Genomic DNA, 12,365 nt, shown 5'->3' with positions numbered 1-12,365 from the left:
AGGAGATCGTCCGCTACTGAGCGTCCGCTGCACGCATGCGGCTGCCGAGTTCGGCGCGCGACCTGATGTCGAGCTTGCGGTAGATGCGGGCGAGGTTGGCTTCGACGGTCTTCGGGCTGATGAACAGGGCAACGGCTATGTCGCGGGTCGTCTTACCGGTGGCAGCGAGCTCGGCGACCCGTTGTTCGGACGGCGTGAGCACGGTCTTTCGACGCGGCCCGGTGTGGTTGCGGTCCAGTTCGGCGCGGGCCCGATCGGCCCACAGCGGGACGTTGAGGGCCTCGAAGGTCTTGAGCGCCGTGGTGAAGGCGGCGGCGGCGGCATCCTTTCGCCGATGGCGTCGCTCGATTTGTCCCAAGAGCAGCTGGGTGCGCGCGTGCTCGAAAGGCATTGGCAGCCTGTCACATTGGGCCGTCGCCTCTCGAATGGCCCCGAGCGAGGCGTCGATGTCTCCGCGGGCGGCCAACACCATGGCTCTGCTCCGCGCACCAACGGCGAGCATCCACGCGCGATCCAACCGACGGCCGTTGCCTTCGAGGATGTCGACGAGCCGCTCGGCGTCATCGAGTCGGCCGAGGTTGACCATCGCCTCGACGGCGTCGGGCACGAAGGTCGCGGAGACGATCTCGGTCGCCCTTGGCGCCGCCTCGAGCCTGGCGAGCAACGGTGCCGTGGCGGTGAGGGTCGCCTCGTAGTTCCCCAGCGACAACTCGAGGAATCCCAAGGTCGTCAACGTCCAGACCACCAGAAGGTTCGCCCCGCAGCGTTGGCTGGCAGCCAGCGCAGCGGCGGTATCGCGACGCGCTTCGCCCTCTCGGCCGGCGTACGCCGCCAAGGCAGCACGGATGGTCATTGCCACGAAGAGTGGGACGTCCCCGCCCAGATACCGCGCGCGTTCTTCGGTGTCCTCGGCGATCAGGCCGGCGTCGGTGAAGTTACCCCGCCACATCTCGAGCAGGACGGCGTGAATGGCGACGAAGATCAATTCGTTCTCCTCGCCGCGTTCGATGCAGCGCCGCCGAATGTCCGTCATCTCGTCATGGGCGAGGTCGAGCCGTCCGGTCCACGCCAAGAGCATCGCGTTCTGCATCCGGGGTCGAAAGGCCATCGGCATGTCGACGTCGACGTCTTCCAACTGTTGGGCCCGGCTGAGTCGGTCCTGATCGAGGCCGTCACCGCGGAGGAAGCCGAGTATCACTCGCAGCCCGAGTGCCTGACTGAGCAGAATCGGCTGACCGAGTCGTTCGGCAATGACGGTCGCCTCGTCGATTCGACGCGTGGCGCGGCCGAATTGACCCGCGTTGTACCGGGCGTAGGACAGCGTCACCAACAGCTCCGTACGCAGCCTCGTGTCATCCCCCGCCTCGTCGAGTGCCCCCTCCAGCACTCCGGCGGCCTCAAGGAAGCTCTCGCCGAACAGGTGGACGAACCCCAGCAAGCACGACGCTTCCGCGCGCAGCACACCGGGTTCGGTCATGGCGATGACGTCCTCGAGCAGCATCCTCGCCTGCTTCGCGTCACCATCGCTGAAGTGGTGACTCGCAGCCTGGAGTCGGCGTCGAGGGGTATCACCACCAAGCTTGATGGCCAAGTCGACGAACTCGGCAGCGGCGGCGGGTGCTCCTCGTGCGCGGGCGGACTCGGCGGCGGCGTCGAGCGAGTTCATCGTCGCGGCGTCGCCGCTGGTCGCGGACAACGCGAGGTGGCGCGCGCGAAGTTCGGCTTGATCGACGGTCGCTGCGAGGCGACGATGCGTCGCGCGTCGCCGAGCGGGCGTCGCCAAGGCGTAGACCCCCTGGCTCAGCAGCGGGTGGGTGAAGCGAATGCGTTGGCCATCGATCGCGACGATGCCCTTGTCCTCGACGTCCCCGAACATCTGCGCCACGCGGTGGGGGCTGGTTCGGGTGGCTCGCGCCACCAGATCCATCGTGGGTGCGGGTAGGCATGCGGCGACCAGCAATGCCTCGCCGGCGTCGGCCTCCAGGCCCCCGAGCCTGACCGCCACCAGCTCGGCAAGTGTGTTCGGCAGCGCCACCATCGAGTCCGTCGAAGGGCCGATCGCTCTGGCGAGTTCCAGAGCGTAGAACGGGTTACCGCCCGAGATGTCTTGAATTTGCTTGATCGTGGGCCGGGCGAACGAGCGCCCGAGCCGTTCCGAGATCATCGCGTGCAACTCTCGCATCGGCATCGGTTGCAATCGCAGCCGCGTCAGTGCATCGGGGCGAGGCAGTTGCAGCCACGAGGTGTCGGTGTCGACGTCGGAATCGGAGCGCACCGTGGCGAGCATCCGGACCGGCCCCGTGAGCCGCTGGGCAGCGAACGCGACGACGTGCTGACTGGAGACGTCCACCCACTGCAGGTCGTCGACGGCCAGCACCACCGGGCCGCGGGCGGCGAGGACCTCGATGACCGACAGGAATCCCGCGGCGACCGTGCGCGGATCCGTGGTCGACGCAGTTGAGTTGACCCGCAAAAGGATTCGTTCCACTGCAACTCGCTGCGGGCCGGGCAGCGCACCCCAGACCGACTCGTCGATCTCGTCGAGTAGGTCGGCGAGGACGCCGTAGGCCAGGAGGGATTCGGTGACTGCCGTCCGCGAGGAGAGCACCTGACATCCACGTTCGCGGGCTCGATCGGTCGCGGCCGACCACAGGGTGGTCTTGCCGATACGCGCCTCGCCTTCGATCAACAGCGCGGAGGGTTCGCGCGACGCCGACGTCAGGTACTCGTCGATGACACGCGCTTCGACCCTGTGACTCGTGGCGCCTCCCCAAGTCATGGGCAAAGCATTTCAGCAGTTGAAGCGTCCGTCTAGTCGATGGACCGGCCGCTATCTGGGACTTCGTAGACCGCGCGCCAGAAGACCCACCGGTGCCCAGGTGCCGAAGCACCCGGCGAGCGTCAGTGCGCCTGGGCAGCAACGTCTTTCCGGGCCGCCCAAGAGCGTACCCGCGGCTACCCAGCCCCGTCCGCTGCGTCTGCGTCCGTCTCGACGCGAAGGTTGCCAGACCAACCACTCATGGACCCGGTATTGCAGCCTCCCAGGACGCCATCCATCTGGACCTGAACGGTGTGACGTCCGGGAGTCGTCTCGATGAAGTAACCGCCGTCATTCTGTCCAGGCTGGACGATGTTGCTGCCCCACTCCCTGCCGTCGACGAAGATGCGCGCTCGGCCGGGAGCACACGCCGGTGGATTGGGGTCGGCGGTGAAAGAGACGAACAAGCGACCGTCAGTCGGAAAGGAGATCGCCCGTGACTTCTTGTCGCATGACTGGCTGAAGGGCTGCGGGCAATCTACGGCAAGGTGTGTATCGCTCTTTTGAGCCGACGCTGGACTCGCCAGTGCCAGTGCCGTACATCCGGCCGCCGCGGCCAGCGCAGCCGTCCTGGCGATTGTCATGGCAGCAGGTCTGTGAAAAGTGGTCATGGACTTCCCCTTCGATTATTTGCCCACTCGGGCGTGGGTTCGACGCTATGGACCGAAGGTCGCCGATAAATCGGGTGTTTCCCTACGTTCGGGCTCCGAGCCGTGGGCGAGGCGGCTGCGGTACGGAGCAGGGTGCCGCGATGGTGTTGGGCTCAAACCGGGGTGCGCGCGGTCCTCGAGGAGCGTCCGTATGGCGCACGCCGCCGAGGTCTGCGACGCGATCGACACCGGCAAGATGCGCTACCGGAAGATTCTCGTCGTGTAACCCGCGGCACATGTGTGCGCGATTGTTGAGATACTGCCCAGGTAAGCCGAACTGCATTGCACCGAGAGGAACTCCCATGCCCATCGCTACTCCCGAGGTCTACGCCGAGATGTTGGGCCGTGCCAAGGAGCACTCCTTCGCGTTCCCGGCCATCAACTGCGTCGGTTCGGAGTCGGTGAACGCCGCGATCAAGGGCTTCGCGGACGCAGGTAGTGACGGCATCATCCAGTTCTCCACCGGTGGCGCCGAATTCGCTTCGGGGCTGGGCCTGAAGAACATGGTCACCGGTGCGGTCGCGCTCGCCGAGTTCGCCCACGTGATCGCCGCCAAGTACGACATCACCGTGGCCCTGCACACCGACCACTGTCCCAAGGACAAGCTGGACGGCCTGGTGCGTCCACTGCTGGCGATCTCGGCCGAGCGCGTCGCGAAGGGGCAGAACCCGCTGTTCCAGTCGCACATGTGGGACGGGTCGGCGGTGCCGATCGACGAGAACCTCGAGATCGGCAAGGAACTGCTGAAGCTGGCCGCCGAGGCGAAGATCATCCTCGAGGTGGAGATCGGCGTCGTCGGCGGCGAGGAGGACGGTGTCGAGGCCGAGATCAACGACAAGCTCTACACCACGGCCGCCGACTTCGAGAAGACCATCGACGCCCTCGGCGCGGGCGAGCACGGCAGGTATCTACTTGCCGCGACCTTCGGCAACGTTCACGGCGTCTACAAGCCGGGCAACGTCAAGCTCAAGCCGGAGGTCCTCAAGGAGGGCCAGGAGGTCGCCGCCGCCAAGCTGGGCCTGGCGGCCGGGAGCAAGCCCTTCGACTTCGTGTTCCATGGCGGGTCGGGCTCGCTGAAGTCCGAGATCGAGGATTCGCTCAACTACGGCGTGGTGAAGATGAACGTCGACACCGACACGCAGTACGCCTTCACCCGGCCACTGGCCGGCCACATGTTCGCCAACTACGACGGGGTGCTGAAGATCGACGGCGAGGTCGGCAACAAGAAGGTGTACGACCCGCGTAGCTATCTGAAGAAGGCGGAGGCGTCGATGACCGAACGCGTCATCGAGGCCTGCAACGACCTGCACAGCAGCGGCCGCAGCGTCACCGGCAGCTAGCGATTTCGGCGCGCAAACGTTCGCTGACCGAACGTTTCCGCGCCGAAATCGCGGGGGTTGGGCTACTGAGGCGCTTGGCAGATCTTCCACTGCTCGTCGCGGAACTCCAGATCGAAGCTCCGCGACGAGCGGGTCGACGGGTCGAAGGCCATGAACGTCGTGACGTTGGCCTCGGCGTGGCCGTCGTTCACGATTACCTGATCGATGCTCGCGATGATCGGGTACTGCCTGGCCGCGGCGACGCGGGAGTGGATGTCACTCCACTGCTTGTCGTCGTAGCGGATGTACCCGTCGGCCGTCTCACCGCAGGTGATGGTGCGCAGCGTGGACAGGTCACCCCTCTGGATCGCCGTATCGAAGTTCTGGATCGTCGTGCGCACCAGGTCCTCCTGCGACACGGCGGGCGCATCGTCACGGCTCAGCAGCAGGGTGCCCAGGATGGCGACCGCCGCCAAGGCCGCGATGACGAGTACCAACGCGATCACCCAGCCCCAGCTGCGTCGCCGCCCCGGCGGCTTGGGCGCGTCGGACCGGCCCGGAATCACTTGCGGTGCAACGGGTCCCTGTGACACCGCAAAGATCTCCGTGGCCGGTTCCGACGGTGTCTGGATGATCTGGGTCCGGCCCGCGTCCATCCCCGACGGGGCGGTGAACCTGCGTTCGGGTGCCTCGGCGTCCGCGGCCCCGGCCAGCGCGGCGGGATCGATTACCTCGGTCTCGGGTGCGGACGCATCGGCGACCTCGCCCTTGGCCGGCTCGTCGTTCTGGTCCGGCCCCGATGGGTTCGACATTGGTGCCTCAGTCCTCCCTGATGACTTCTGCAGAGCTTATCCACCCGCAGCCGCCGAAGCCTGGCGACATCGCGGAGGGATCCGCACGGCACAATAAGCGCATGACTCACATGGGCGATCTGCTGGGGCCTGATCCGGTCCGGCTTCCAGGCGACACCGAGGCCGAGGCCGAACTGGCCGCAGGCGAGAATCCGGCGATCGTCGCCGCCGCTCATCCGTCGGCCTCGGTGGCGTGGGCGGAGCTGGCCGAGCAGGCCCTCGCCGACGACAAGGCGGTCACGGCGTACGCGTACGCACGGACCGGGTACCACCGCGGCCTGGATCAGCTGCGCCGTAACGGCTGGAAGGGTTTCGGGCCCGTGCCCTACGCCCACCAGCCCAACCGCGGCTTCCTGCGCTGCGTGGCAGCGCTGGCCCACGCCGCCGACACGATCGGTGAGACGGACGAGTTTCAGCGGTGCCTCGATCTGCTCGACGACTGCGATCGCACCGCACGCGGAGAACTCGGCCTCGCCTAGCGCCGGTCAGAACCAGGCGGACCAGAATCGCGTCAGCTGACCGCCCAGTGGCCACAGCCCGCCGGGAACGCCGAACAGATCGACGATTCCGGCGACCAGTCCGAAGAACCACCCGTTGAGCACCGGGGCCATCAACAGCACGAACAGGATGAGGAAACCCCACTGCTTGGCGGGGGCCAGCTGACGCTGCGTCTCCGGCTTCAGGTGCGGTTCCAGGGCGCCGTAACCGTCCAGCCCGGGGATGGGCAGCAGGTTGAGCAGCACCGCCGTCACCTGGAGGAAGCCGAGGAAGGCCACGCCGCCCCAGAACACCAGATGCTCGGGGGTCCAGAACGCGGCGGTAATCGTCAGCAGCACGATCGCGAGTACCACGTTGGCGAACGGGCCCGCGAGGCTGACGGTGGTGCGCTGCCGCTTGGTCATCGACCAGGTGCGCAGGTAGACCGCCCCGCCGGGCAGTCCGATACCGCCGAGAGCGATGAAGAGTATGGGAATGCCAAGGGACAGAAGCGGATTCGAGTACTTCAGCGGGTTGAGCGTCAGATAGCCGCGAATCTCGACGTCGCGGTCACCGTAACGCCACGCCGTGTAGGCGTGCCCGAACTCGTGCAGACACAGCGACACCAGCCAACCGAACACGACGAAGACGAACACTCCGACGTACGCCATGGGCGTGCGGTCGAACTCGGCCAGCCACGCCACCACCGCGCCGACGGCCGTGATCGCCACGATCGCCAGGAAGATCGGACTCGGGCGCACCGACTGGCGCAGCGGACGGATGCTCACGCCACGAAGCTACCCGGTGCCGTCGACCAGGACGGTCGAGTAGCCGACCCCGATGTAGGCGGCGACGATGCCGATCATGACGACCGCCAGCACGACGTCGGCAACGGCGCCGCGCAGGAACAGCCCGGCCATCGCTCCGGCGATGATCAGGCACTGGAAGAGCAAGTCGACGTCCCAGCCCTGCTGGCCGATCAGGAATCCATGCAGGAGGTTGACGGCCACGATCGCGATCAGCACCCCGAAGAACAGTGAGCGAACCTGGGCGAAGGCCTCCGACGGGTCACCTTGGCGGTCGCTGTCGTGTTGCGCCTCGGGCAGCAAGAACGACATCACCAGGATGCCAGCGGGGACCAGCAGGAACCCCAGCAGCTCGAGAATCGAGATCTGCGTGACGGTGTCCCGGTAGTAGGTGGCGGCCAACCACACCTCGACGATGAGCGCCAGCAGGAAGACCTGCCACAACATCGCCGGCACGTAGGGGCTCCGCGTACGGTCCCGGGAGCGCTCGCGCACGGCGAGTGCGAGTTCCTGCAAGACCTGTGCGAACGACATGCCGAGGATCACCGTGTAGAACCACCACATCCGCGGAATGGTCGCACGCGGATCGCCTCATCGGACCCGAAGCCAGCCGGTGGTGTGCCGGTAGAAGGTCGACCGCCGCGCTGGGCGCGCCGCCCGCACACCGTCGCGGACCACCAGCACACCCGTCGTGCCGAGCTGTGCCGCGCGGCCCGTCACCCAGCGCCGTGGCGACAGCCGACCGGCGAGCACGCGGGCCCGCAGCCCCGGCGGAGAGGATGTCGGCTCTATCCGCACACCCGGCACCTCGCCATCGAAGAGCACGGTGTCGTCGACCACGGCCTCGCCCGCAACGGTGCGCGCCGCCTCGGGGGGCAGCCAGTAGGCGGCGCGGACGAGCACCGCGCCGGTTTCGTCGCGGATCAACGGAACCCGCCGCGCGGGCGCGGTGCGGGCCCGCCCGGCGGCCCATCGGCGCTGCACTAGGGCCACTTCGACGTCGAGTCGGTCGATGCGCACCAGCCTGGCCAGCACCACCGCCAAGTCTGCGGACGTCCCCAGCACGATCAAGCGTCGGGCGTCGGCCGCGGCATCGACGTCGGTCGGTGCGGTGACGTCGACGACCGGCAGCGGCGCCAGCGACCGGGGCGTGCGCCCGCCGAAGCGCAGCACCACGACGTCTGGATTCACCTGCATGGGATCTTCTCGGATAGGGTGTGTCACCGGCTGCCACAGTATCGAGGCAGATGAGCGGGAGATAACGCCATGCCGGCAATCGTCCTCATCGGCGCCCAGTGGGGCGACGAGGGCAAGGGAAAGGCCACCGACCTACTCGGTGGTCGCGTCCAATGGGTGGTTCGCTACCAGGGTGGGAACAACGCCGGGCACACCGTCGTCCTCCCCAACGGTGAGAACTTCGCCCTCCACCTGATCCCGTCGGGCATCCTGACGCCCGGGGTCACCAACGTCATCGGCAACGGCGTCGTCGTGGATCCCGGCGTGTTGCTGAACGAGCTCAAGGGTCTCGAAGACCGGGCCGTGGACACCTCGCGCCTGTTGATCTCCGCCGACGCGCACCTGCTGATGCCGTACCACGTGGCGATCGACAAGGTGACCGAGCGCTACATGGGCAGCAAGAAGATCGGCACGACTGGTCGAGGCATCGGGCCCTGCTATCAGGACAAGATCGCGCGCATCGGCATTCGCGTCTCCGACGTGCTGGACCCGGACTCCCTGACGCAGAAGATCGACGCCGCACTGGAATTCAAGAACCAGGTGCTCGTCAAGATCTACAACCGCAAGGCGCTCGACCCGCACGAGGTTCGCGATGCGCTGCTCGAGCAGGCCGAGGGCTTCAAGCACCGCATCGCCGATGCCCGGCTGCTGCTGAACGACGCGCTCGACGACGGGGAGATCGTGCTGCTGGAGGGCTCGCAGGGCACGCTCCTCGACGTGGACCACGGCACCTATCCGTTCGTGACGTCGTCGAATCCGACGGCGGGCGGTGCGGCCGTCGGCTCGGGCATCGGGCCGACCAGGATCACGACCGTGCTGGGAATCCTCAAGGCGTACACCACGCGCGTGGGCTCGGGCCCCTTCCCGACCGAACTGTTCGACGAGTTCGGCGCGTACCTGTCCAAGACCGGTGGCGAAGTCGGCGTCACCACCGGGCGGGCCAGGCGTTGCGGCTGGTTCGACGCCGTGATCGCCCGCTACGCCACCCGCGTCAACGGGATCACCGACTACTTCCTGACCAAGCTCGACGTGCTGTCGAGCCTCGAGACCGTGCCGGTGTGCGTCGGGTACACGGTGAACGGCAAGCGGACCGACGAGATGCCGATGACCCAGAGTGACATCGCCGTCGCGCAGCCCGTCTACGAGGAACTGCCCGGCTGGTGGGAGGACATCTCCCAGGCGCGCAGTTTCGAGGATCTGCCCGCGAAGGCACGTGACTACGTGCTGCGGCTCGAAGAGCTTGCCGGCGCCCATGTTTCGTGCATCGGCGTGGGTCCCGGCCGCGAGCAGACCATCGTGCGCCGCGACATCCTGGCGCGCACGTGAGTGACCTGACCGACGATCCCGAGTACGACCGGCACGGTGGCTTTCCGCTCTTCGAACCCGCGAACCCGGGGCCGGGATACGGTCCGTTCCTGGCGTCGATGAGACGGTTGCAGGACCTCGCCGTGTCGGCCGACCCCGACGGTGACACCTGGGTCGACGCCGCCGCTCGCGTCGCGGGGCTGGTCGATCTGCTGGAGCCCTTCGAGGCGGCCGAGGGCGTTGGGCCCGCCAATCGCGTTCCTACGCTTCCCGGTTCGGGCAGCCTGCTGATGCCGCCCTACCGGGTGACCAGATTCGAGGCCGACGGCGTCGAGTTGAGCGTCTCGTTCACTCGCTTCCACGTCGGTGGCAACTCGGCCGTTCACGGTGGAGTGCTTCCGCTGCTGTTCGACTCGATCTTCGGCATGGTGATCCACGCTGCCGGGCGTCCGATCAGCCGCACGGGGTTCCTGCACGTCGACTATCGCAGCGTCACGCCGATCGACACGGCACTGAGCGCCAAGGGCTGGATCCGCACGGTCGAGGGCCGCAAGGCGTTCGTCAACGCCGAGCTGCGCAAGCCCGACGGCACCCTCTGCGCCGAGGCCAACGGGTTGATGATTCGGCTGCTACCAGGCCAACCCTGACGCCACGGCACCGACGTGTGCTGCCGGGCTGCGCTCGGCGCGTTCCACGACCGTGGCGCAGATGTCAGTGAGACCATGACCGCGTGACCGAAACCGGCGCTGCACAGCGTCATCTACGCACGCTGTCCACCCCCCGCGCGGCGGCCGTGGCCGGAGTGCTGTTCGCGATCCTGTTCGCCGCGGCGCTCATCCTGATCCGCACAACGCTGCCCGAGCATCCCCAGATCGGCACGCAGTGGATCGAGAGCGGGCGGGCCAGGATTCGCGTCGCGGCCATCCTGATGCCGTTCGCCGGAATCATGTTCCTGTGGTTCATCGGCGTCGTGCGCGACGGTTTTGGCCACTTCGAGGACAAGTTCTTCTCGTCGGTGTTCCTCGGCAGCGGGCTGCTGTTCCTGGCGATGACCTTCGTGGCCAGTGCGGTGGGGGTGGCGCTGTCGTCGGGCGACCTCGCCACGTCGGACTCGGCCGCGCGCATCGAGATCACGGCGTTCGGGCAGATGCTGTTGATGACGTTGACCAAGACGTATGCGCTGCGGATGGCGGCGGTGTTCATGATGTCGCTGGCCACCATCTGGCTCAAGACGTCCCTGATGCCGCGCTGGTTGGTGATGACCACCTACGCCGTGGTGCTGGCGGTGATGCTCGCCGCGGACGTCAGCATGTGGATCGCGCTGGCCTTCCCGGCGTGGGTATTGGTGGTGAGCCTGTTCGTGCTCAACCGATCTGGGGTCATCGACCTGGACCCGCGCGCCGAAGACTCCAGGTCGTCAGACCAGGCGTAGTACCGACGCCGGGCAGATCTTGACCGCCTCGCGGGCGTGGTCCTCCTCGCCGTCGGGCACCTCCTCGGCGAGCAGCACCACGATGCCGTCGTCGTCCTGGTCGAACAACGCGTTGGAGATCATCACGCAGTTGCCCGACGCGATGCAGTCCTCGCGGTCGGCCTCTAGTCTCATGTCACCATCCCATCACCAGGTCACTGCCAACGACCGTAGTCCGTAGATGAAGTGGAACGAGCGGAACGCGACATCGTCGAAGTCCTCGGCCAGCGCCAGCTTCGGGAACCGCTTCAGCAGCGCGGGCCACGCGATCCGCATCTCCATCCGCGCCAGCGAGGCGCCCAGACAGTGGTGCACTCCGTGCCCGAAGGCGACGTGCCCCGGCGCGCCGCGGCGAACGTCGAGAACGTCTGGCGCTGAGATGAATTCGGGATCGCGATTGGCCGCGGGCAGCGACGCGAACACCAGCTGACCCGCCGGAATGGGCACGCCCGCCACCTCGACGTCGGTCGTGGTTACCCGGGGAATCGAGGTATGCACGATCGACAGCCACCGCAGAAGTTCCTCGATCGCGGGTCCGATGGCATCGGGATCGTCGCGCACGGCGGCCAACTGGTCGGGATGTCGCAGCAGCGCAAGGGTGCCCAGTCCCAGCATGTTCGACGTGGTCTCGTGGCCGGCGAGCAGCAGCAGACCTGCGATGCCGACCAGTTCGTCGTCGGTCAGTTCGGTGCCGTGCTCGCGGACCAACATGCCGAGGATGTCCTCACCCGGGTGGCGGCGGGCCCTGCCGACGAGGGACTGCATGTACGTGCGGCCCCGGCGCTGCATCTCGAGCCGCTCGGGGATCGGCAGCGAGAGATCGAGTTGGCGGGCGGAACGGGACTGGAAGTCCGCGCGATCCTCGTAGGGCACGCCGAGCAACTCGCAGATCACCAACGACGGGATGGGCAGCGCGAAGTGCTCGACGAGGTCGGTGGGCGGTCCGGCCGCCTCCATGGCGTCGAGGTGTTCGGTCACGATCTCGGCGATCCGGGGCTCCAGGCGCTTGATCCGCCGGATGGTGAATTCCGGCGTCAGCATTCTTCGCAGCCGCTGATGCTCGGGGGGATCGAGGCCGAGGAGGTTGCCGGCCCGGGCGCTGGCCAGTTCCTCGTCGGGCATGACCGGAGCGCCGGGAACGACGAAACCCGGCGGCCGGGCGTTGGAGAAGTGATCGTGATCGGACAGCACCCGCTTCACGTCGTCGTGCCGGGCAACCAGATACACCGTCATGCCAAACGAGTTGACGACGGTCTGAACTCCGGCACCCGCCCGGATCTCGCCGAGTTCCGGAGTGGGATCGAAGGCGTCGCGGCGCATGTGTACGGGTGGCAGCGAGGGGGCGGCCGATGCAGTCATGTCTTCGACGGTACCGACGGCGCGGGGCGGGGAGACCGGCCGAAGCCGCCCGGTCGCGCAATCGAGCCGTTTG

The 12,365-nt window shown here is 67.2% G+C and carries 12 protein-coding genes; 5 read left to right on the top strand and 7 right to left on the bottom strand.

Features of this window, described 5'->3' with window-relative positions; all coding sequences use genetic code 11:
* Nucleotides 1–13: 13 nt before the first annotated feature.
* Complete coding sequence (locus QUE68_RS25975; protein ID WP_286274646.1) at nt 14–2,779, bottom strand: ATP-binding protein; 2,766 nt, start codon at nt 2,777–2,779, stop codon at nt 14–16.
* 991 nt (nt 2,780–3,770) lie between these two features.
* Between QUE68_RS25975 and fbaA the strand changes: the two genes are divergently transcribed.
* The gene (fbaA, locus tag QUE68_RS25970; RefSeq protein WP_284234839.1) at nt 3,771–4,808 is read left to right on the top strand and encodes a class II fructose-bisphosphate aldolase; all 1,038 of its coding nucleotides are present in this window, start codon (nt 3,771–3,773) and stop codon (nt 4,806–4,808) included.
* 62 nt (nt 4,809–4,870) lie between these two features.
* Here fbaA and QUE68_RS25965 read toward each other — a convergent pair whose 3' ends face one another.
* On the bottom strand, nt 4,871–5,599 hold the full coding sequence (locus QUE68_RS25965; protein ID WP_286274645.1) for an Rv0361 family membrane protein: 729 nt from the start codon (nt 5,597–5,599) through the stop codon (nt 4,871–4,873).
* A gap of 101 nt (nt 5,600–5,700) precedes the next feature.
* Here QUE68_RS25965 and QUE68_RS25960 point away from each other — a divergent pair, with 101 nt between their 5' ends.
* Nucleotides 5,701–6,117: a DUF3151 domain-containing protein gene (locus QUE68_RS25960; protein WP_284234841.1), complete on the top strand. Its 417-nt coding sequence runs from the start codon at nt 5,701–5,703 to the stop codon at nt 6,115–6,117.
* Between the two features lie 6 nt (nt 6,118–6,123).
* Here QUE68_RS25960 and QUE68_RS25955 read toward each other — a convergent pair whose 3' ends face one another.
* From QUE68_RS25955 to QUE68_RS25945, 3 genes are read right to left on the bottom strand one after another with little or no spacing between them, the layout of a single operon-like run.
* A complete protein-coding gene (locus QUE68_RS25955; RefSeq protein WP_286274644.1) occupies nt 6,124–6,903 on the bottom strand; it encodes a site-2 protease family protein in 780 nt (259 codons plus the stop codon).
* 9 nt (nt 6,904–6,912) lie between these two features.
* Nucleotides 6,913–7,485 (bottom strand): hypothetical protein, encoded by a 573-nt coding sequence (locus QUE68_RS25950; RefSeq protein ID WP_286274643.1) that lies wholly within the window; start codon nt 7,483–7,485, stop codon nt 6,913–6,915.
* 27 nt (nt 7,486–7,512) lie between these two features.
* The gene (locus QUE68_RS25945) at nt 7,513–8,118 is read right to left on the bottom strand and encodes a peptidase M50 (protein ID WP_286274642.1); all 606 of its coding nucleotides are present in this window, start codon (nt 8,116–8,118) and stop codon (nt 7,513–7,515) included.
* A 69-nt stretch (nt 8,119–8,187) separates the two neighbouring features.
* Here QUE68_RS25945 and QUE68_RS25940 point away from each other — a divergent pair, with 69 nt between their 5' ends.
* The 3 genes from QUE68_RS25940 (at nt 8,188) to QUE68_RS25930 (ending at nt 10,894) form a co-directional block, all read left to right on the top strand.
* The gene (locus QUE68_RS25940) at nt 8,188–9,483 is read left to right on the top strand and encodes an adenylosuccinate synthase (RefSeq protein WP_284234845.1); all 1,296 of its coding nucleotides are present in this window, start codon (nt 8,188–8,190) and stop codon (nt 9,481–9,483) included.
* On the top strand, nt 9,480–10,109 hold the full coding sequence (locus QUE68_RS25935; protein WP_455012560.1) for a PaaI family thioesterase: 630 nt from the start codon (nt 9,480–9,482) through the stop codon (nt 10,107–10,109). The genes QUE68_RS25940 and QUE68_RS25935 overlap by 4 nt, the downstream gene beginning before the upstream one ends.
* A gap of 83 nt (nt 10,110–10,192) precedes the next feature.
* Entirely contained in the window at nt 10,193–10,894 is a 702-nt protein-coding gene (locus QUE68_RS25930) for a hypothetical protein (protein WP_284234846.1), read from the top strand.
* On the opposite strand, the gene QUE68_RS25925 is transcribed toward QUE68_RS25930, so the two are convergent.
* Nucleotides 10,880–11,068 carry a ferredoxin gene (locus QUE68_RS25925; protein WP_286274641.1) on the bottom strand — a complete coding sequence of 63 codons (189 nt, stop codon included), beginning with the start codon at nt 11,066–11,068 and terminating at the stop codon, nt 10,880–10,882. The genes QUE68_RS25930 and QUE68_RS25925 overlap by 15 nt on opposite strands.
* 12 nt (nt 11,069–11,080) lie before the next feature.
* A complete protein-coding gene (locus tag QUE68_RS25920) occupies nt 11,081–12,292 on the bottom strand; it encodes a cytochrome P450 (RefSeq protein ID WP_286274640.1) in 1,212 nt (403 codons plus the stop codon).
* Nucleotides 12,293–12,365: the final 73 nt, after the last annotated feature.

It is taken from the genome of Mycolicibacterium sp. TUM20985, from assembly GCF_030295745.1.
Lineage (GTDB): Bacteria > Actinomycetota > Actinomycetes > Mycobacteriales > Mycobacteriaceae > Mycobacterium.
This window is presented reverse-complemented; position numbering and strand designations above follow the sequence as displayed.

What these genes read in the sequence shown, in the direction of transcription:
- QUE68_RS25975 (WP_286274646.1), bottom strand. Translation starts at nt 2,779, where the DNA reads ATGACTTGGGGAGGCGCCACGAGTCACAGGGTCGAAGCGCGTGTCATC.
- fbaA (WP_284234839.1), top strand. Translation starts at nt 3,771, where the DNA reads ATGCCCATCGCTACTCCCGAGGTCTACGCCGAGATGTTGGGCCGTGCC.
- QUE68_RS25965 (WP_286274645.1), bottom strand. Translation starts at nt 5,599, where the DNA reads ATGTCGAACCCATCGGGGCCGGACCAGAACGACGAGCCGGCCAAGGGC.
- QUE68_RS25960 (WP_284234841.1), top strand. Translation starts at nt 5,701, where the DNA reads ATGACTCACATGGGCGATCTGCTGGGGCCTGATCCGGTCCGGCTTCCA.
- QUE68_RS25950 (WP_286274643.1), bottom strand. Translation starts at nt 7,485, where the DNA reads ATGTGGTGGTTCTACACGGTGATCCTCGGCATGTCGTTCGCACAGGTC.
- QUE68_RS25945 (WP_286274642.1), bottom strand. Translation starts at nt 8,118, where the DNA reads ATGCAGGTGAATCCAGACGTCGTGGTGCTGCGCTTCGGCGGGCGCACG.
- QUE68_RS25940 (WP_284234845.1), top strand. Translation starts at nt 8,188, where the DNA reads ATGCCGGCAATCGTCCTCATCGGCGCCCAGTGGGGCGACGAGGGCAAG.
- QUE68_RS25925 (WP_286274641.1), bottom strand. Translation starts at nt 11,068, where the DNA reads ATGAGACTAGAGGCCGACCGCGAGGACTGCATCGCGTCGGGCAACTGC.
- QUE68_RS25920 (WP_286274640.1), bottom strand. Translation starts at nt 12,292, where the DNA reads ATGACTGCATCGGCCGCCCCCTCGCTGCCACCCGTACACATGCGCCGC.